At 45.0% G+C, this 20,229-nt stretch carries 16 protein-coding genes; 10 read left to right on the forward strand and 6 right to left on the reverse strand.

Translation table 11 applies throughout. The annotated features are described in order from the left end of the window. Nucleotides 1-44 precede the first annotated feature (44 nt). Both ACETMN_RS04345 and ACETMN_RS04350 read left to right on the forward strand, forming a co-directional pair. The gene (locus ACETMN_RS04345) at nucleotides 45-1,424 is read left to right on the forward strand and encodes an amino acid permease (protein ID WP_091019689.1); all 1,380 of its coding nucleotides are present in this window, start codon (nucleotides 45-47) and stop codon (nucleotides 1,422-1,424) included. A gap of 418 nt (nucleotides 1,425-1,842) precedes the next feature. Further along, complete coding sequence (locus ACETMN_RS04350; protein ID WP_091019687.1) at nucleotides 1,843-3,372, forward strand: alpha/beta hydrolase family protein; 1,530 nt, start codon at nucleotides 1,843-1,845, stop codon at nucleotides 3,370-3,372. Between the two features lie 26 nt (nucleotides 3,373-3,398). Here ACETMN_RS04350 and ACETMN_RS04355 read toward each other — a convergent pair whose 3' ends face one another. Beyond that, nucleotides 3,399-4,382 carry a MerR family transcriptional regulator gene (locus tag ACETMN_RS04355; protein ID WP_179198645.1) on the reverse strand — a complete coding sequence of 328 codons (984 nt, stop codon included), beginning with the start codon at nucleotides 4,380-4,382 and terminating at the stop codon, nucleotides 3,399-3,401. A gap of 229 nt (nucleotides 4,383-4,611) precedes the next feature. Here ACETMN_RS04355 and ACETMN_RS04360 point away from each other — a divergent pair, with 229 nt between their 5' ends. Beyond that, the gene (locus ACETMN_RS04360; protein ID WP_091019683.1) at nucleotides 4,612-5,325 is read left to right on the forward strand and encodes an NPCBM/NEW2 domain-containing protein; all 714 of its coding nucleotides are present in this window, start codon (nucleotides 4,612-4,614) and stop codon (nucleotides 5,323-5,325) included. A 513-nt stretch (nucleotides 5,326-5,838) separates the two neighbouring features. Here the strand turns inward: ACETMN_RS04360 and ACETMN_RS04365 are convergent. Next, nucleotides 5,839-6,135 (reverse strand): MerR family transcriptional regulator, encoded by a 297-nt coding sequence (locus ACETMN_RS04365; RefSeq protein WP_411735828.1) that lies wholly within the window; start codon nucleotides 6,133-6,135, stop codon nucleotides 5,839-5,841. A gap of 370 nt (nucleotides 6,136-6,505) precedes the next feature. Here ACETMN_RS04365 and ACETMN_RS04370 point away from each other — a divergent pair, with 370 nt between their 5' ends. Beyond that, nucleotides 6,506-7,408, forward strand: a complete 903-nt coding sequence (locus ACETMN_RS04370) for an SDR family oxidoreductase (RefSeq protein ID WP_341072434.1) — start codon at nucleotides 6,506-6,508, stop codon at nucleotides 7,406-7,408. A gap of 255 nt (nucleotides 7,409-7,663) precedes the next feature. Continuing rightward, complete coding sequence (locus ACETMN_RS04375; RefSeq protein ID WP_341072435.1) at nucleotides 7,664-8,659, forward strand: hypothetical protein; 996 nt, start codon at nucleotides 7,664-7,666, stop codon at nucleotides 8,657-8,659. A 69-nt stretch (nucleotides 8,660-8,728) separates the two neighbouring features. Here the strand turns inward: ACETMN_RS04375 and ACETMN_RS04380 are convergent, their stop codons facing one another. Then, on the reverse strand, nucleotides 8,729-11,251 hold the full coding sequence (locus ACETMN_RS04380; protein WP_411735829.1) for a transglutaminase domain-containing protein: 2,523 nt from the start codon (nucleotides 11,249-11,251) through the stop codon (nucleotides 8,729-8,731). 304 nt (nucleotides 11,252-11,555) lie between these two features. On the opposite strand from ACETMN_RS04380, the gene ACETMN_RS04385 reads away from it, so the two are divergent. Then, entirely contained in the window at nucleotides 11,556-11,975 is a 420-nt protein-coding gene (locus ACETMN_RS04385) for an ester cyclase (protein ID WP_105602140.1), read from the forward strand. Nucleotides 11,976-12,104: 129 nt separating this feature from the next. Then, the gene (locus tag ACETMN_RS04390) at nucleotides 12,105-14,483 is read left to right on the forward strand and encodes a GH36-type glycosyl hydrolase domain-containing protein (RefSeq protein WP_341072439.1); all 2,379 of its coding nucleotides are present in this window, start codon (nucleotides 12,105-12,107) and stop codon (nucleotides 14,481-14,483) included. A gap of 186 nt (nucleotides 14,484-14,669) precedes the next feature. Here the strand turns inward: ACETMN_RS04390 and ACETMN_RS04395 are convergent, their stop codons facing one another. Then, nucleotides 14,670-15,425 carry a GNAT family N-acetyltransferase gene (locus tag ACETMN_RS04395; protein ID WP_091019669.1) on the reverse strand — a complete coding sequence of 252 codons (756 nt, stop codon included), beginning with the start codon at nucleotides 15,423-15,425 and terminating at the stop codon, nucleotides 14,670-14,672. Nucleotides 15,426-15,576: 151 nt separating this feature from the next. On the opposite strand from ACETMN_RS04395, the gene ACETMN_RS04400 reads away from it, so the two are divergent. Beyond that, nucleotides 15,577-16,236 (forward strand): M48 family metallopeptidase, encoded by a 660-nt coding sequence (locus ACETMN_RS04400; protein WP_373419898.1) that lies wholly within the window; start codon nucleotides 15,577-15,579, stop codon nucleotides 16,234-16,236. A 115-nt stretch (nucleotides 16,237-16,351) separates the two neighbouring features. Here the strand turns inward: ACETMN_RS04400 and ACETMN_RS04405 are convergent, their stop codons facing one another. Continuing rightward, entirely contained in the window at nucleotides 16,352-17,434 is a 1,083-nt protein-coding gene (locus ACETMN_RS04405) for a saccharopine dehydrogenase (protein WP_091019665.1), read from the reverse strand. Between the two features lie 99 nt (nucleotides 17,435-17,533). Further along, on the reverse strand, nucleotides 17,534-17,854 hold the full coding sequence (locus tag ACETMN_RS04410; protein WP_091019663.1) for an ArsR/SmtB family transcription factor: 321 nt from the start codon (nucleotides 17,852-17,854) through the stop codon (nucleotides 17,534-17,536). A 184-nt stretch (nucleotides 17,855-18,038) separates the two neighbouring features. On the opposite strand from ACETMN_RS04410, the gene ACETMN_RS04415 reads away from it, so the two are divergent. Both ACETMN_RS04415 and ACETMN_RS04420 read left to right on the forward strand, forming a co-directional pair. After that, nucleotides 18,039-18,440, forward strand: a complete 402-nt coding sequence (locus ACETMN_RS04415) for an iron chaperone (RefSeq protein ID WP_091019662.1) — start codon at nucleotides 18,039-18,041, stop codon at nucleotides 18,438-18,440. A 203-nt stretch (nucleotides 18,441-18,643) separates the two neighbouring features. After that, entirely contained in the window at nucleotides 18,644-20,227 is a 1,584-nt protein-coding gene (locus ACETMN_RS04420) for an ArnT family glycosyltransferase (protein WP_341072440.1), read from the forward strand. Nucleotides 20,228-20,229 lie beyond the last annotated feature (2 nt).

A 20,229-nucleotide genomic window follows, 5' to 3' on the forward strand; every position in this document is an offset into this window, starting at 1 on the left:
AAGATTACATCAGGAAGCTGTACACAAGAAAAGGGGAGAATCGTTTGGAATCAAAGCAACTATCTAGAGGGCTAAAGCCCCGCCATGTAGAGCTGATTGCACTCGGAGGTACAATCGGCGTTGGTTTGTTCATGGGATCGGCAAGTACGATCAAATGGGCAGGTCCATCCGTGCTGCTGGCTTATTTATTGGCTGGTATCGTTATCTTTTTTGTCATGCGCATTATGGGGGAAATGTTGATTCAAGAGCCGGTCACGGGTTCGTTTGCAACATTTGCTCACAAATATATTAGTCCGCTTGCCGGATTTCTGACCGCCTGGAGTTATTGGTTCCTGTGGGTTACGGTGGGTATGGCGGAAGTTACGGCGATTGGCATCTATGTCGGGTATTGGTTCCCGGATATTCCGCAGTGGTTGCCTGCACTTGCTGGGGTGCTGATCATTGCGGCGGCAAATCTGGCGGCGGTGAAGTTCTATGGGGAATTTGAATTCTGGTTTGCGATGATCAAGGTGACGGCTATTGTAGCCATGATCGTGATCGGAACCGGGCTCATCTTCTTCGGCTGGGGGAACGGAGGACAGCCAATCGGGCTGTCGAATCTGTTCAGTCATGGCGGATTCTTCCCTGGAGGCATCAAAGGTTTCCTATTTGCACTGTGTATCGTAACGGCTGCGTATCAAGGGGTGGAGATGGTCGGCATTACAGCAGGCGAAGCGGAGAATCCAAAATACACCTTGCGTAAAGCGATCAAAAATATCGTGTGGCGTATTCTTATTTTCTACGTTGGAGCTATATTTGTTATCGTAACCCTGTACCCTTGGAACGAGGTAGGCGAGACGGGTAGCCCGTTTGTGCTCACCTTTGCCAAGGTTGGTATTGTTGCTGCAGCGGGGATCATTAACTTTGTGGTACTCACGGCGGCCATGTCTGGATGCAACAGCGGGATCTACAGTGCAGGACGGATGTTATACACGCTGGCTGAGAATGGGCAGGCACCTGCCTTTTTTAAAAAGCTGTCCAAAGGCGGGGTTCCCCGCAACAGTATCGTCATTACAATCTCCTTGCTGTTGATTGGGGTTGTGCTGAACTACCTGATGCCGGACTCCAAGCTGTTCCTGTACATCTACAGTGCAAGTGTTCTTCCGGGTATGGTTCCATGGTTCGCGCTGGCGTTCAGCCAGTTCCGATTCAGAAAGCGTTGGGGCAACGAGATGGCGGATCATAACTTCAAGTCCAAATGGTTCCCGATCAGCAATTACATTATCATCGTGTATCTGATTCTCGTCATTATTGGTATGGCGTTTAACCCGGATACGCGCTTGCCTCTGATAGTTGGAGCTACGTTTATGGCCATCGTGGTGGCTGGATATTTCGCATTTGGCATCGGAAAAAGACAACGGATAGATGGCGGCGAAGATCGCTAGTCTAATATTCAAAAATCAACTTATATCGTAATATCAACCATGCATTCCTTGAAACGATTGGAGAACCTGAGGGTGATTCAGCGTCATTCAGGGAGTGCATTTTTTTATCCACAAAATTCATGCTTGAATCTCCTGTAAATGGAGGTTTTAAGATGGGAATTATAAAGATTGCACTAAAGCCTATTTACACTTGCCACTTCGATGACAGAACAACCTTCTGATCGCTGTTATCCCCTGATTTTTTTGATTTAATTTTACAAAGGTGAAAATCTGAGGATAAAGGCGAACGCTGTCGCTTCTTCAGATTATTTCTGTCCTCTACGTTCTCGTGTAAATGTTTAGTTCAATTTATATAATAGCTGCTGCGCAATAATACAATTCTGATTTAAACGGTGGCAGAAAGGGAGGCTTTAAGCATATGAGGACAATAGAATGGATTTATCTTATTTTTAACCTGCTTATGTGTGTGGGGGTAATCGGGATTGGGAGACAGCCTCAACATTTTCGGAAAATGGTATGGGGTGGATTCGTCATATCGGGTGTGCTGTTGATCATCCATGGTGTGGTCGAAGGACTACGTTGGCCGATGGTTCCGGCGTATCTGCTCACGTTGGTTCCACTGGTTGTGTTATTTACAAAGGCAAGACGCCAGCAACAGTCAGATGTAACCTCGCTGAACAGTAAACGTACCGGGGCATCTTCTTCCACATCACCTGTGGCGGGGAAATTCGGACGTGTCCGAATCATCGTAACGTCTCTTCTGGTGTTGGTATACGCTGTTGTGAGCATTGGCTTACCGCTACTGTTCCCGGTGTTTTCGTTTGCCAAGCCAGCAGGTCCCTATGGAATCGGAACGGTATCCTACGACTGGACAGATAACAGCCGAGAGGAATTGCTGACGAGTTCTGCCGGTGATCAACGGGAGCTGATGGTACAGATCTGGTATCCAACGAATCCAGAAGCAGAGGGAGCAACAGCCCCTTATGTTAATAAGCCGGAGATCTACGGGAAAGCCTTCAATAAAATGCTAAAACTGCCAGAGCTTTTATTTTCCAGTCTGAGTCAGGTCAAAACACATGCGATTCAGGAAGCTCAGTTATCTGATGCCGAAGCCAAGTATCCGGTTGTTCTTTTCTCTCATGGTCTGCATGGCTATGAAACTCAGAATACGTTCCAAGTCGAGCAGCTGGTCAGTCAAGGTTACATTGTGGTGAGCATTAATCACACGTATAGCAGTCTGGTGTCCGTATTCCCGGATGGACGTGTGGCGCAGTTTGAATCGGAAGGGAAAGAAGGATTCGAGCAGCTGCAATTCAGTTACATGGACAAGTTGAATGAGACATGGGTGCAGGATGCACAGTTTGTACTGGATGAGGTAGAGAAGTTGGCTAAGGGGGACCCGAGTGGGCGGTTTACAGGACATATGGATCTGGACAAGATCGGCATGTTTGGGCATTCATTTGGCGGAGCAACGACAGTACAGATGTTAATCGATGATCCACGTGTGAAAGCAGGCATGAATATGGATGGTGTATTGTTTGGCGAGAAACGTATCCCTGCGGAAGGTGTGGGCAAGCCGTTCCTGATGATGAATGCAGACTCAACCGTTGCAGGTACAAGTGTCATGAGTGACGAGGAGATCGCTGCGATGGGCACGACCCGTCCGGAAGCCGAGAAATATTACGAGGAAGTGTACGCTCGGTATGAGCCGGTAACCGTAGGAGGGAACTTCTGGATGGAGCTGACCAACACCAAACATCTGAGTTTCTCCGACCTCTACCTGATCTCTCCACTGCTCGAATGGACACAGGGTGTAGATGCGCGGGGGACGCAACAGTTGGTCAACGATACGACGATTGATTTCTTCAACCACTACTTGAAAGGGCAATCGCTCCATATGGACAAGGAAGTGGGAGAACATGAATCCTATTCATTAAAAAAAGGTTAAACGTATAAATGGAAGGAGACTGAAATTCAGTCTTCTTCCATTTGTATTAAACGTAACCGCATGCCCTCCTGCAACAGGTTAATGCCATCTACAATCTGGCTCCATTCGGGATTCATCACCTTGCACAGCTTGTTAAAACGCAGAATGCGATCCGTCACAGAGTCGAGCATATATCGGGCCTGTTTGCGAAAAAATACTTCGGGTGTTTCGGCGTGCTCGACACTTGCATACATCAATACAAAGTCCCACACCATGCTTTGCACAGCAGGGCTATCGATTGCCCAACGCTTGTCCAGCACTTCGGTAGTGCGAATGCGAATAGCCTCCATTTTTTTCACCCAGATGTCCGCTTCGACTTGTGGCTGATTCGCCATAATGAAGAATGGAACCTCCAGCCGAGCCAGATCGGCCCAATAGGCCGGATCATTGATCATTCCCTGAATTTCCTTCCAGGCCAGTGTTTGCTGAGCCGTCAGTTTGGTATCTTTCATCATGTATTTATCAAAAAAGTGCAGAAACGACACTCTCCAATCCTGCGGAATGCTGTCCAGCAGATGGGATTCATCCACCTTGGCAGCAACAAATTGTCTTCGCCTGTTCGCATTGGCAGTCAGGGATTCTACCAGACTGGAGATGTAGGTGAGTGACTGTTCCGAATGCAGTGAAGTGTCTTCTTCATGCTGCTTCGCTTGCTGCAAAATGGAGAGCATGGAATTCATCGTGCCGATCTGGGTTTCCAAGGCTTCAATCTGTAGATCCAGTGCCTGTGCTACCGCCAGTTCACCCGACATGAGTTTTCGAATATCCGGTATGCTGAAATTCAGATAACGAAGCGTTGTAATGAGTTCGAGTTGCCATAGGTCTTGCGTTGTATAGAGTCGATGCCCACCTTCCGTATGATTGGAGGGTTGTAACAGTTCAATCTCATCGTAATAACGGATCGTCTTCACCGTGGAGCCGATCAGTTTGGCTGCTTCACCGATGGAATAGGGTTCTTTATTTGGGTTCAACGAGATCACCTCATGTTCTATTATACAATCTCCAGTTAGAGGAGATTCAATGTCAGACGGTTGTCAGGGAATTCTGGCGGGCTTAGTTTAAATTTCATCCATCTCGGTGGAGAGCGGCCGTGGTATCGGATTTACTTATAGTAAAAATAAAGAGGATCGTATATGATTAATATAGGTAAAATAGATATTTATACATAATTTACCTATATTAAAGAAAAGAGGAACTTATATGAGTTTAATGAAAAAGATGAAGTACGGTGTAACTGGTTTTACGCTTGGAGCCGTTTTTTTTGGTGGAATTGCTTTTGGAGCTACAACGAAAATTGAAGTTAGCTTGGATCAGATCAAGTTTATTGTAGATAATGTAGACAAGACACCTTTAAATGGAAAATTCAATAACAATGGCACTAGTGTTCCAGCATCGCTTTCTTACAGCGGAACAACTTACGTACCTTTGAAAATGGTTGGGAACATGGTAGGCAAAGAGGTTGCTTGGGAAGGAAAGACAAAATCGGTCCTGATTGGAAATGTAGTCGGAGAACAAAAGTCTTTAACCGACTTGCCACCGTTAAAGGTATCCTCAGGAGAAATTAAAACTAATGCAAGGATGGAAGTTAAAGGTACAAGGTATACTAATGGAATTAGGACACTTGTATCGGCTTATGATCCTGGTGTGCTGTCACAAAGTTACAATCTAAATGGACAATACAAGCAGTTTAATTTTGGGTATGCTTCAATTGGCACAGGTGGATCGGTAGGTCAAATATCAGTCTATGGAGATGGAGAAGAGTTATGGACCGGAAATGCTGTAACAGGCGTTGGTTTGAATGAGGCTTCTGTTTCCGTCAAAGGAGTACAGGAATTAGAAATCAGATTTGAGAATCAAAAAGGCGAGTATACATACACAGACATAGCTATTATAAATCCCGTCTTGATCAAATAAATTCGAATAACAGACAGCATAGGGGGCTTAGACTAGCGTGCCTAAGAAGACCGAAAACGCTGCCTTAGATCCGTTATAATCCCTTGATTGCTACCCAGCGACGGAGCGAAATTCAAAATCAAATTCACAAAAAGAACCGGCAAGCCGGTTCTTTTTGTTTGCGCCGAAGATTCTACGTGTCGCTGTCTTCTCCTGTAATTTTCAGATCCCTTTTCGACCGACCCGCTGTCTTCAGAAAACACGTAGAAACTGGATCAGCAAGCGAGTCGGTGAAAAAAGGTTCTAGTTGGGTATTATATATTAATCTAGAAATATATAACATATTGGTGCGCAAAGAAAATATGTTCAAAGAATTTCGCTAAGATCGCTTGAGCTGGCGAGAGCGGCGCCTAAAGTTAGCCGAGCAAGCCTAAAAGGCAAACCCAAAATCGGAGAGAAGGCTAAGCCACAAAGAATGCAGTGAAGTGTCTTCTTCATGCTTCCTCGCTTGTTATAAAACAGAGAGCATGGAATTCATCGTGCCGATCTGGGTTTCCAAGGCTTCAAAATCTGTAGATCCAGTGCCTGTGCTACCGCCAGTTCACCCGACATGAGCTTTCGTATATCCGGTATGCTGAAATTCAAATAACGAAGCGTTGTAATGAGTTCGAGTTGCCATAGGTCTTGCGTTGTATAGAGTCGATGCCCACCTTCCGTATGATTGGAGGGTTGTAACAGTTCAATCTCATCGTAATAACGGATCGTTTTCACCGTGGAGCCGATCAGTTTAGCTGCTTCACCGATGGAATAGGGTTCTTTATTTGGGTTCAACGAGATCACCTCATGTTCTATTATACAATCTCCAGTTAGAGGAGATTCAATGTTAGAAGGTTTTCAGGGAATCCGGGCGGGCTAGTTTAAATTCCACCCATCTCGGTTACAAAGGAAAGAGTGCAACTTTTACGAAAACAACTTCTGAACATAAATTTAACATTTACATGATAACGAAGAGCACAGAAATAACCTGAAGAAACGGAGTGCTCGCCTAAAAGCTTTCTGTAAGAAAGCTATATCGGAAGCATACGCTATCCCCAGATTTCCCCCTTATATAAGGGAGAGAAAAAAATCTTGGGATAACAGCGATCGGAAGGTTATTCTGTGATCGTAGTGATCAATGTAAATAACCGAGGAGGAATTGAACATGGCTAATCAAGACCAGCACACCATGCAAGACCCAACGACACAATATCCGAAGGCTACAACGGAGTGGAAACAGCAACAGGATGAGCCGGGGCTCCAGCGTGAGATGACCCCTGTTCCCGATGCGGGTGAGAAAAGTTATAAAGGCAGCGGACGTTTAACGGGACGCAAAGCAGTTGTGACCGGGGCCGACAGCGGAATTGGACGGGCGGCAGCGATTGCGTTTGCCCGTGAAGGTGCGGATGTCGTTCTGGCCTATCTGCCCGAAGAGGAAGCAGATGCGCAGGAAGTTGTGAAGCTGATTGAGGAAGCCGGTCGCAAAGCGATCACGATGCCTGGTGACCTGAAGGATGAGAAATACTGTGAAGAACTCATTGAATCTGCGGTAAAAGAGCTTGGCGGGATTGATATCCTCGCTAACGTGGCAGGTAAACAGCAGTTTGTAGAGCAGATTGCGGATCTGACTACCGAGCAATTCGATGCGACGTTCAAAACAAATGTCTATTCCATGTTCTGGCTCTGCAAAGCAGCTGTAAAACACATGAAGCCGGGCAGCTCCATTATCAACACATCATCGATTCAGGCATACAAACCTTCGCCAATCCTGCTGGATTATGCGACAACGAAGGCATCCATTAACACGTTCAGCAAAGCGCTGGCACAACAGGTGGGTAGCAAAGGGATACGTGTCAACGTTGTTGCACCTGGACCGGTATGGACACCGCTCCAGGTCGTGGGTGGACAACCAGTCGAGAAGCTAGCCGAGTTTGGCTCCAATACACCGCTTGGTCGGGCAGGACAACCTGCCGAGATGGCTCCGGCATTTGTATTCCTGGCAAGCCAGGAATCCAGCTATGTGAGCGGCGAGACACTGAATGCAAATGGCGGTACAGTTAGTCCGTAAGGTGTTAGATAATCCGATTATAGTATCAGAGGATACCATCTCCATAGTGGGGCGGTATCCTCTCTTTTTCGTTAGGACGAGAGAGAGAAATAAATATTTTTATATATGAAAGCGTTCTTATATAAAATGGGGAAGGTACATGGTAATATATTCAAGAACATGATCTTCGCTCCCAGATTTGAGAGTGCGTTGCTTATACAATGAATCTGTTCAGATGAATACACTATGCCTAGGAATCGAAGGAGGAATTCTGTAATGGCTAAGAATGTACTTAAACTAGGTGACCCTGTCATTAGCACGTACACATCATATGGGACATTAACATCCGTTATGCACGAAGATTTATGGCCATGGATTTTCAATAACTTTATACAAATCAGATATGCACATGGATGGGGAATTTTTTCGTTTGATTCTCATCAGTTTCTGCTAAGTACCTGTCCGGGAATTTCCTTTTACAACCTGCCGCAAGAAATTGTAATTAGCAAATGGGGAACATCACTTAAGCAAGTGATTACGGAAGCGATAGATATGGGGTATTATCTATATATTTATGCAGATAGATACTACCTTGCGTGTACAGACTATTATCAAAAAGAACATCTCATGCACGAATTATTGGTGTACGGGTATGACCTGGATCAAAATTTGATATACATTGCTGATAATCTAGATGATGGTAAATTCATACAAACCGTATGTAGTCTGGATGAACTTGAGAAAGGCTACTGGACCATGTCTAATGAGTACAGTTTTTGGACAGAAGTGAGATTTCTCAAGCCTATCCAGAATATCAATTATGCAATTCATGTGGAGCAGATTATTACGGCAATGGAAAACTATCTTAACTCAAGCGAGACATATGACTTAGTGAGAGATCAGAAATACGATTTTGGAATGCAAGCCATTCAACGCATCTTTACCGACATTGAGCAGGCAGCCCTAGTTGGAGAAGCATTGGATTCACGAGTCTTTCATCTTTTGTATGAACATAAGCTACTAATGGAGTTACGTTTATCTTATTTAATGGAGAAATCAATCATTGATCGAGATGAAATCTTTATGGAATTAAGCACTATTCTGAAACAGGACTACTTTAAATTGAGAAATATAGTTCTGAAATACAATATAACGCGTGATGCAAGTACACTAAATAAAATAAGTGAGAGATTGCGAGAGAATCTCATGAAAGAGAAAGCATTTATTTCTTCTTTTATTACGAGATTACAACAGGTTAAATCAATGGTTTGAAGTCATCTAACAATAGAAAAAAATCCCCTTTGCTTGTGAAAAAGCAAAGGGGATTCCTGTGTAACTAAGTTACTTCTGCTCTGGTTTCGGGTCCAGAATGGCATAACTGCCTAGCGTGGCTAATTGTGCTGTATTCAGAAGGGCTTCATCGACCGCAGCGAGGGCTTCACCGGCAGCTGTCATCAACTCATCAGAGTCAACAGGTGAGGCAAAGCGGAGAATAACCCGGTTCTCTCCTTTTTTAAGTTCACTCTCAGCCTTGGTTTTGTACTCATTAATGGACGCGACTTCAAGATCATTCTGCACATAATAATCATTGGCATCACTCTCGCCATTAAACATCGCGAGCTCGGAATCAAGCCAGTAATCTTGATCAGCTATTGTTTTCTGACTTGCAGCAGTCTCATCGTTGGCATTGTACAGGAAGTATGGGATGCCGGAGTTCGTCAGGTTGTTGGTGGCATCGACATGGAACCATTCGTTCCCGATCTTGACCTTGTTCCATGCATGTGGGACGCCGCTGGAAGCGCCCGTTACAACGATGCTTTCCAGTCCCGAGAGATCCGAGAGCAATTTGTAAACGGAAGCATAGCTGGCACATACCCCAACACCTTTGACCAGAATACCGTATGTGGTAAACGAGTCATTGAACTGCGGATCGACATTTTTAAAGTTGTTCTTCTCCGCATTTTCCAGCGCCGCATCATCATACTTCGCGTTATCGTTCAGATAATCGTAGATGGCTTTTCGTTTCTCGTCTTCGTTCATGCCATCCTTGATAATGGAAGCCACCACTTCGTTTGCTTTGGCAATAATCTCATCTTGCTTCTTCTGGATACTACTAGCCGATTCATTGTAATGAATGGAAAGGGTAAGCGTACCATAGTTGTATTCGAAACCTTCCACACCAAGAATCAATGGATTCTGGTACATCACTTTCAGAACCACATCCGAGAGTGTCGTGAAATTTTGAGCTTCGGGGAAAGCTTTTAACGAAATATTATCTTGTGCCGCAATCATGTTTTTGGCTAAAACTTCTTCCAATGCGGAATCTGCATTGATCATTGCATCACCTGTAGCAGGCTGAGGCACAGTTTCCTGATTACCTTGTTCTACATTTTGCTGTGTATTGGATTTCTGTTCATCTACCAGGTTGTCTTCTGCAGCTTCAGGAGCTGGAGCAGGTGCTTCGTTCGAAGTTTCCTCAGAAGCTATATCTGAAGATTTATCAGAATTATCATCGGAAGCCTCAGTAGATAGAGGATCAGTTGCATCTTCTGACGTCCCAGTATCGGTTGTAGACTCTGTAGTTGTAGATTCCACCGCCGGTTCTTCTTCTTTTTCCGTTGCAGACGCAGGTGCATCATGATTGTTGATAATCGTTGGCACATCAGGCGTAGGGACGTAAGGTGTGTCATTCTTTGGTTCCACCAGTCCGTTGCTGGAATCGGCTACGGTTTGCTGAGCAAGTCTGTCCAGGTCTGCTTGGGTCACATTTTCTACGCGCACGTAACTTTTCAAAGCTGTTCCTTTAACGTGAAAAGGAATATTCGTCTCATTGAACTCTGAAATTTCTACGCTTTTGGTATCATAGACAATGGTTTCACGAGCTAGAGAGCCGTCATTGTACTCAACTGTTGCTTTCTGAGGAAGTACATCTATATTCTTTAATTTCTCCCTATACAATTGTTCTTTCAGAGATGTTGGTAACTGGGAAGCAAGCGGAGCTGTAGGGACACCTCTGCTAAAATTGGATTCTTTGCCTCCGCCGATTGCAGTGACATAATATTCTCCTCGTATACCATGGTTCTGAGTGGTAGTTATCATTTCATTATAAGTGCCTAGCCCGCCTTTTCCGTCTCTCAAAAAATCATTGAAAGACGTCTCTGTCGTTACCGCAATATCTAAAGGCAGACTATTACTGAAAGCGTCCTCTGCGCCAGTTAGAGGTACATTGGTTTCGAAGTTGGTTAGGTCAGAACGTTTATAAATTTTATATTCAGTGGCACCTTCAACCTTGTCCCAGACCAACTTGAACCGTCTATCTTTGTCAATTTCGTATCTTAGGTTAGGTACGGGTAACTCCGATTTCACTGTAAACGGAATAATGATGGGCTGATCGAGTAGTGTTAGCTTCTCAGCATCCGGATCATAATTCAGACGAATGTAATAAATGGGGGCACCGCCCCAAGAACTTTGATCCTTGTTCATCATGGAATCTGAACTTAAAACGCCCCATCCAAGAGGTTTAATAGAAACACTATTGTCGTTTGTTTCTGGAATGGCATATACATCGCTTGCTTTGAGTGCTTTAATATCGGTATGTACACTAATAATGTCACTAGCTCGCAGGTTACTTTTACGTAAATCTGCTTTAAACTTGAACGTAAATTCTTCATCCTGAGCTACGTTGTACATCGGCATAATCGCTTGTTCCGATTCGGAGCCGTATTTCTGCTTCAAACTTAAAATGGTAGAACCTTCTACGACTTCTGTAGGATTATTCTCGGACGGACTGCTTTCCTGCTCAGTACTCTGGCATCCAGCCAGTAACAGGGTGAGCGCAAACATAATAAAAAATAGACGTTTCATGATACACCGCTTTCTTGTTTTTCTGAGTTGTTCAAATAGCTACGTTTCTACACACCGAAAGATTATCAGATATGGTTAAAACCCATACTCAATCCTCTTAACGGCTAAACCTCCTATTAATTTCCTGACATCCTTTGCTAGTTTATGGTCATATTGACGCATTGTCAAGGTGAGAGGGTAGGTTTTAAGTCCTGTAGAACAATAGAACAGATGTAATTCCGTAGCGTGTGTTCCATGTTAAAATACAAGAATTACTACATATTTATATATAATCGGATATTTTGAATAGACTGGAGTGGCTCAGATGACAGTAGAACAGATTGTCAGATCCTTTTTTGAAGAGGTCCGATCTGGCCGGAATCCGGATTATGCAAGCAGTGTAATGGCGGAACAGGTACTGGCCCATCAAGTGATATCCGAAGAAGAGGTTACGGTGACCCGAACGCCTTCCGATTATGCGGATCATGTGCGAGAGATGATCGAAGCTTACGGGGAGTTCTCACTTGAGATCCAGGAGTTGCTGACGCAAGGGGATAAAGTCTACGTGCGCTGGAGACAAACGGGTACCCATGTCGGAGACGTGGACGGATATACACCAAGCAACTTACCAGTGATCGAAATTGCGAGCGCGGTATACCGGGTGGCAAACGAACGCATTGCAGAATATTGGATTCAGATCGACAGATTGGGTATCGAGAAACAATTGGAACGGAATCGGAGCTGATTTTTTCAGCTCTTTTTTAGTTTTTGATTTTCTGTAAGCGTTCCCGTGTTATAATGGACCAAGTTGTATACAAGTTACCTAAAACGTTTTCTGCCTTTTGATTTCATAATCTGAAAGCGAGGTTCAGTGATGATTAAAGCAACGGAAGATAATCAGTATGTTGAACTAACAAGCCCGACAAGTTTACCGAAGGCATCCGGATTTCTTTGGAATGAAAAGATGATGATTCATGTAAATTGCCGGGGGTACGCGGTGGCCCAATTCATGCAGCCCGAACCTGCCAAATATTCGTACGCGCCCAACCTGGAAGCGAAGACATTCATGCAACCGGAGCAGCCATACTATGCCCACCATCCGGGACGGTTTGTCTACATTAAAGATGAAGTCAGTGGCGAAATCTTCTCAGCCCCGTATGAACCGGTTCGCAAGCAGGCGGATAGTTATACGTTCGCTGTAGGCAAACATGATATTCACTGGAAAGTGATTCAGGACGACATATGTGTCGAGATGTCCCTGCGCCTGCCGAAGGAAGATGTCATGGAGCTGTGGCGTGTGAAGGTAACCAATCTGTCTTCGAGAAAACGCAAGCTGAGTATCTACCCGTATTATACAGTCGGTTATATGTCATGGATGAACCAGTCCGGTTCCTATGTGGAAGAGTTACAGGGCATTGTCTGCTCGGCGGTTACGCCGTATCAGAAATATCAGGACTATAGCAAAATCAAAACCTACAGTGACAAAACCTATCTGCTTGCAGATCATCAACCGGCCGCATGGGAAGTGAATCAAGAAAGCTTTGAAGGCGAAGGCGGACTTCATCATCCTTCTGGACTTCAGTCGGAGACACTCGCTGGTGGAGAAGCGCGATATGAGACACCTGTGGCCGTATTGCAATACAGAGTAGATCTGGAAGCTGGTGCTGAGCAGGCCTACCGATTTATCTTTGGCCCGGCTCATGATGAGGCAGAGATTGAGAGCATCCGTCAGCATTATTTTGTGAAGCAGAATGAGGAAGGACAGGATGGTTTTACGGCTGCCGAGCAGGAGTATGCGAATTATATTGCGCAAGGGCAAGGGAACATCCAGATTGAGACACCGGATAGCTGGTTAGATAATGTCGTGAATCACTGGCTGCCTCGGCAGATGTATTATCACGGGAAAACAAACCGTCTCTCGACCGATCCACAGACCCGGAATTATCTGCAGGATAATATGGGGATGAGTTACATTCAACCGCAGGTTGCGCGGGCTGCGTTCCTGACTGCATTGTCACAACAGCATATTAGCGGCGCCATGCCGGACGGCATTATTTTGCACCCGGACGCAGAATTGAAATATATTAACCAGATTCCTCATACCGATCACTGTATCTGGCTTCCGGTCTGTATGAAGACTTATCTGGATGAAACCAATGACTATAGCATTCTGGAGGAACAGGTTGCTTTTACAGACAGTGAACAGAAGCTTTCCGTACTGGAACATATGAATCTCGCGATGCGTTGGTTGATCCATGAGCGTGATGAGCGTGGGTTGAACTATATCAATCAGGGTGACTGGTGTGATCCGATGAACATGGTGGGATACAAAGGCAAAGGCGTATCCGGCTGGCTGACCATTGCGACGGCATATGCTTTTAATGTTTGGGCAGAAATTGCTGAACAGGCAGGGCATGGCGATGTTGTGGCAGAATTCCGTCAGGAAGCCAATCAGACCAATGCGGTAGCGAATGAGTATTTGTGGGATGGGGACTGGTATGCCCGCGGCATTACGGATGATAACGTAGTGTTCGGTGTAAGCAAGGACGTGGAAGGACGCATCTATATCAATCCTCAGAGCTGGGCACTTATGAGCGGTGCTGCGGATCAGGATAAACAGGAGAAGTTAATCCGTGCGGTAGAGGAGCAATTGGAGACGCCATATGGTGTCGAGAAACTCGCGCCGTCCTTCACAGCGATGCGGGAAGATGTAGGCCGTGTTACGCAGAAACATCCGGGAAGTGCAGAGAATGGTGCAGTGTACAATCACGCGGCGGCGTTCTATATTTATGCGTTGTATCTGGTGGGCGAGAAGGAGAAGGCGTATCGTTTGCTGCGTAAAATGATTCCTGGCCCCGATGCCGAGGATATCCTCCAGCGGGGTCAGCTACCCGTATTTATCCCGAATTATTATCGCGGAGCCTATCGTCAATTCCCACGTACAGCCGGGCGCTCCAGTCATCTGTTCAACACCGGCACAGTACCGTGGGTGTATCGTTGCCTGATCGACGGATTGTTTGGCTTGCAGGGTCACGAGCAAGGGCTTCAGGTTCGCCCGCAGTTGCCAGAAGATTGGAACGAGGCATCGGTCACGCGTTTGTTCCGCGGAGCTGAGCTGCATGTAAACATGAAGAAGGATGCAACAGTCCAGACGATTGAAGTGCATGTTGACGGTGAACGGATCGAAGGTGACATCATCAAGAATATCCAAGCTGGCGTGAATTATGAGGTGCTGGTGAAGCTGCCTTTGTAGAAAGAGTACGGAGTAGGTGATAAACGGTGTGAAGAGTTTTGGACAATCACTAAGAAAAATTAAAAACTGCCTTTCCTTTATAGAAGGAGGGCAGTTTTTGCTTTCAAGATGTTGTTTTGAATTAATCTGTCTGTCAGACTGAATATGATAAAAGAATTCACAAGCAAAGCTTGATTAGCAAACACTCTATTCTTTGACTCTGTACCAGTAGCTATATATTTCCGAATAACCAAGCTTGGCGTAGAGCTTTAACGCAGGTGCATTATTCGCAACAACTTGCAGATAACTGGAGGTAGCACCTTGTTTTTTTGCCCAATGCAATAGATGCAAGATCATCTGTTCAGCAAGTCCCTGATTCCGGAAATTAGCGTCTGTAATGATATCATACAATCCAATATAGCCACGTTCGATGACACCAAACCCGCAAGCGACGACCTGCCCGTCAATCAACAGCGAGATGAAACCTGCCTTTGTTCGGATATTGTCCAACATTAATTCCGTCGTTTTCCGTTGCAGATCATTCATCTTGTTCAGTCGGCAAAAGTGATCTAGCCACGCTGTGGTCAACTGTTCGTCGATCTGTACAGCTTGGTGTACAGGTTCTTTTATATCATCTAGACTCCGAGTCTGGATATGGGTCAGATCGACAACGCCATACCCTTTTTCTTGCAAAAGCTGGTCGAGATGATCCGGCTGAATAAACGGTGTGATTTTGAATATGGTATTTAACTGATTGGAGGCATAGATGCGCTCACATTCATCAATCTTTTCATGCACATCCAGAGTGGAGTAATGGATAGGTTGAACGGAGTTTGCACGCTTGGTATATCCTTTGGCAAAACGGAGTACCCAACCGTCATATAATAAGGTGGACAAGGGTTGCCAGTGATTAAGGGATAGTTCTTCAATGGTTTTGTATTCTGAATCTATGGTATGCGTCATATCCAACCTCCGATTTTATGATTAAATAATAATACATAATAATGTATAAAAATACAATACGAATATATATATCGTCGAACAGTATGCATTATAGCCGGAGATGGTATACAATTTGATTGAATGAATAATTTCAGAAGCGGAGCGCGTTATGTTGACGATAGAATTAAATAATCACAGCATTAACTGTCATATCCAATACGGCAAACGCAAGAAAGTGTCCATCACGATGGACTTGCCTTATATGGTAACAATCAAAGCACCCAATGGTACCAGTGAAGACATGATCCGGCAACTTGTAGAGCAGCACGGGGATGTGATTTTGAAGAAATCCGCTCTGATGCAGCGGGCGCTCGATGGTCCTCAAGCCAAGGAATACGAAGATGAGGGCAAGGGGAAGTTTCTGCTTTTTGGCAAGGAGCATGCACTGCATGACTTAATCCCTGTAGAGGGGCTGACAGAAGAAGAGCTGCGAGCGAATCTGAAGAGGTTTTATTTTGCCGAGTGTAAACGCAAGATTGGGGAGCGCATCGGACGTTATCAGCAAGAGTTGAAGGTGAAACCGAAGTCAGTAGAGATCGTAGATTCTCCCACCAAGTGGGGCAGTTGCAGCTGGGACAAAAAACTTACGTTCAATTACCGCTTGGCAATGGCGCCACTGGAAGTGATCGATTATGTCATCATTCATGAACTTTGCCATATTCACCACATGAATCATGATCGCTCCTTCTGGCGGCGGGTTGGCAGTATCATGCCGGATTACAAAACAAAAGAAGATTATCTGATGCGAAATGGTCGGGCCATGACGTTGTAATTCCAGACCCAAGCTTTCACTTGGACACGATAGATCCCTCTATTATTATTCTTAAAATCCGCGAAGGTCCCACTGTTTGCAGTGAGCGGCTTCGCGGATTTTTGTTGTGTCTGGATCAGGAGTGGGTTACTTGAACGCCGTATTGTTTGAAAAAATGAGTAACCGCATCCATGTCCATTCGGTCATTGAACAGATGCTCAGGATAATAGATGCCTGGAGCCATAGGCTTGTCCGTTGGCATCATCAGTATCTTCTCGGCTTGCACCGCAGCGCCGAGTGCAGTCATATGAGTTTGACCGAGTGGGTCAGAGACTGTCATCGTTCGTTTAACGTCGTTTCCTTTTGCATCCATCCCTTTCAATTGAATGACCAGATGATGTGCACTCCCGGTTCCCGGATTATAGAGCAATTTCCGCCGGAATGGCTGGAAACGTTCACCACTGATCATCTTCCACACTCCGGTTTTGACCAATCCGGCGAGTGCATAGGTAGATACTTTACTATCGAATGAAATACGGAAACTGGCGGAATCGATATGGCTGGTATGAGGCAAAGTAACGTGATCGGGTGTATCCAATCTGTAACATGGGGTCGTGTACCCGTTCGGAAAATGTACTTTAACCGGATCTGTCATGGGATAGACAAGCCGGTTCATGTTGGATTCGGTCACCTGAAAGGGAATACTCATCCGATCCATAAAAGCTGCTGAGTCAGGCCCGGCTTTATCTCGCAGCGAGTACAGGGCATGAATGTTTACTTCGACATGTTGCAGAGTGTTAGAAAGTATCATGGCAAATAAAGAAGCTGTTCCTGCCATCCATCCAGAGGATAGCACTACAGGGGCATGAAGTTCCTCCTGTTCTACTGTACGGATCGCTTGATTGAACACCTCCGTCCAGCGTGTTACATCGATAAGTGGAATTTTTCTCCGCACAGCCGATACCAGTAGCCGATCATCCAGATCGTTCACTGCATTAATGATTAACGATATATTCTCTCCTGCGTGAATCAGTGGATCGTCTGCATTGGTATCAACAACAATCGTTTGGACACGATTGGATGGAAAAGGTGCTGCTTTACCCGCAGAACGACCTCCCAATACCAATTCCAGATCAGGATGCCTGTCATGCAAAATGCGGGCAAGCTGTGCACCTACAGCACCATAACCTCCAGCGATAAGAACTCTTTTTCTATTCATTCGATAAACCTCCGTTGATATGTTTATGTGCTTATACGTTTAAACTATTGAACATAATAGAGTGAAGAAAAGGAATGCAGTACACCAGCGCGGTATGCGCTAGCTCTGACATTCCACTTCCACGAGATGAACGAGCTGTTTGAGTATTGCGATCGCATCGTTGAACTCCAGTTTGTAATACATCTCCGTACCTTTTTTCTGAACCGATAACAGCCCGGATTGACGCAATATTTTCAAGTGATGAGAGACCGTAGGGCGTGACATGGGAATATGCTCTGCAATCTGGGATACGTTCATGCTCTCTTGATCAATGAGCAGCGATATGATTCGCTGGCGAACGGGGTCTCCCAAACCTTGAAGATAAGGACTTAGATTCTCGAAAATATCAATAACTTTTTGGTTACCCATCGATTCGTTCATGGCTCACTCCGTTATAATGTTTAATTGTTTAAACGTATTATAATGCTTAGTTCACTTAAAAATCAAATTTAACATTCCAAGTTGCAGGAAAATAGCTGTTCCGCTTGTCCATTTGAAGTACAATAAGAGCAAATATGCCCGTACCACGAATCCATTGATGTATCCGTGGTGGAAGGAGTCCAAGATGGCTGAGAGTAACCATTATTCGGTGCTGGTAGATGAATATATCTCGGAGTTTACACCTGATGTACAGGTGAGATTACAAGCGTTAAGACAGATTATTCGCGAGTCGGCTCCGAACGCCGAAGAGAAGATCAGTTACAAGATGCCTACGTATGCACAGCATGGGAATCTGGTTCATTTTGCCGCATACCAGCATCATATTGGGTTTTACCCTGCTCCGAGTGGGATTCTGGCATTCAAGGAGGAACTCTCTAAATACAAAGGGGCCAAGGGATCTGTCCAGTTTCCGCTGGACCAACCATTGCCGGAGGATCTGATCCGCCGGATTGTGGAGTATCGGGTGAAAGAAAATGTGGAGATCGCGCTGGAAAAGAAACGCAAAATTAAAAAGGACGAGAAGTGATCTTCAACAATTAGCTAATACCCTACCCTATACTTTCAAAAGAATGGACATATAGACCGTTACCTTAATCAAAGGGACGGTCTTTTCTGTCTGCATACGCATGCCGATCAGTACCGATTGCAAGCGTTACTCCCTTTCAGCGATTTTTCAGCCAGAGCCATTATAATACTCACGGAATCCTGTAATGGAAAAGGAGTTTTGGCATGTCTAAGATGCTGCATAAGTCGTTTTATCTCATTTTGCTCGTGTTTGTTGCTGTGTTTATTGCTTCGTCCTTGGTGGTTCGGGCCCAGTACAACTACGCCTTGTATGGGGACAATCCCATTTTGGGCATGCAGCAGTGGAGTATTTTTCTCCCGGTCATTCTTTTGCTTCTTGGTTCAGGTGTCGGGTTATATGCGCTGTGTCTGAAACTGAACAAATACAGTCCGAAAGTTGTCATTCCAATCGTGCTGTTATGTTCTCTGACCCTTCAGATCATCATCATTTTCGTATTTCCGAGAGTACCTACCGATGATTCGCAGACCGTTCTTTCACTGGCGATGAACATGCTGTATAACCAAGACTACTCTTCGTTTGAAACGGGTGGTTATCTGCACATGTTCCCGTTCAACTACTCGATCGTATTGTACCTTAAGACGTTGCTATATCTGTTTCCCGATAACTACCTGGTCATCAAACTATTTAATATTTTGTTTTCAACATTAACGACTTTAATGATTTATCTTATTTATAAACAAGTGAATGACAGATCCACGGAACGTGATTACGGTGTGTTGATCTTTGCAGCAACGTACCTGCCTGCCTTGTTCCTGAACAACCTGATCTATAACGATGTGATTGCCACAGCATTTCTGACATCTTGTCTTTACTTTATCATTCGTTTTGTGCGTGAAAAGTCTTGGAAAACAATCATCCTTGCCGCCATTTTTCTCGCGATGGGCAATTACTTTCGAAGCATCGGCGTTATCTTGTTAATCGCAGCTATCATATATATCCTGCTGAATATGCGGAGCATCGGAGTGAAGAAAGTTGTCATTTCCATCGGTGTGCTGGCTATGTTGTTTAATGTACCAACCTGGACTCAGAATGCGGTTCTTCAATCTTCCGGTGCTGTGAGCGAACCTGTTGGAGAGAATGCCGCGCCAGTCTATATGTGGCTGAATATGGGGATTAATCTGGAGCGCTTTGGTTTCTGGGACAATATGGAGAGTTATCAGATCTATCAGAGGCAGGCCAACTACAATAAGGCCGAGAGCGCAGCATTGTTCAAACAGGAGATTGGCAGCAAGCTGTCCGAAGCAAGTGCGAGTGACTTGGTGCAGATGTATTACAAAAAGATCATATGGACCTGGACCGAAGGGACATACCAGATGGACCGATACGGAATCGGCAATGAAAGTTCCATCGGTGCCGGAAGAGGAAGGGGAGGCGGAATCGCAGGGTCCTATAGTTATACCAATGCGGTAACAGAACTGTTGCAGGGGGATTCGGCTTATCGTACGGGGTTACTGTGGATCGTATATGTGATGAATTTCCTGATGTACTGTTTTATCCTCATCCGGTTGGTCGGTGGAATTCGTCGTAAAAGGTATGACGAAGTTTCATTGATTCTGGTCATTCTCGGATTCATCGGATTTTATATTCTCTGGGAGATTAAGTCCAGATACATCTACCCGGTATATCCGCTGTTGGTTGTGCTGTCCTATATGGGGTTCAAAGACACGTATGACTTCATATTCCATCGTAAAGGTACCTTGGAGCAATATTCCCTGAGAAAAAGGTGATC

It is taken from the genome of Paenibacillus sp. M2 (assembly GCF_046713495.1).
Classification (GTDB): Bacteria; Bacillota; Bacilli; order Paenibacillales; family Paenibacillaceae; genus Paenibacillus; species Paenibacillus amylolyticus_B.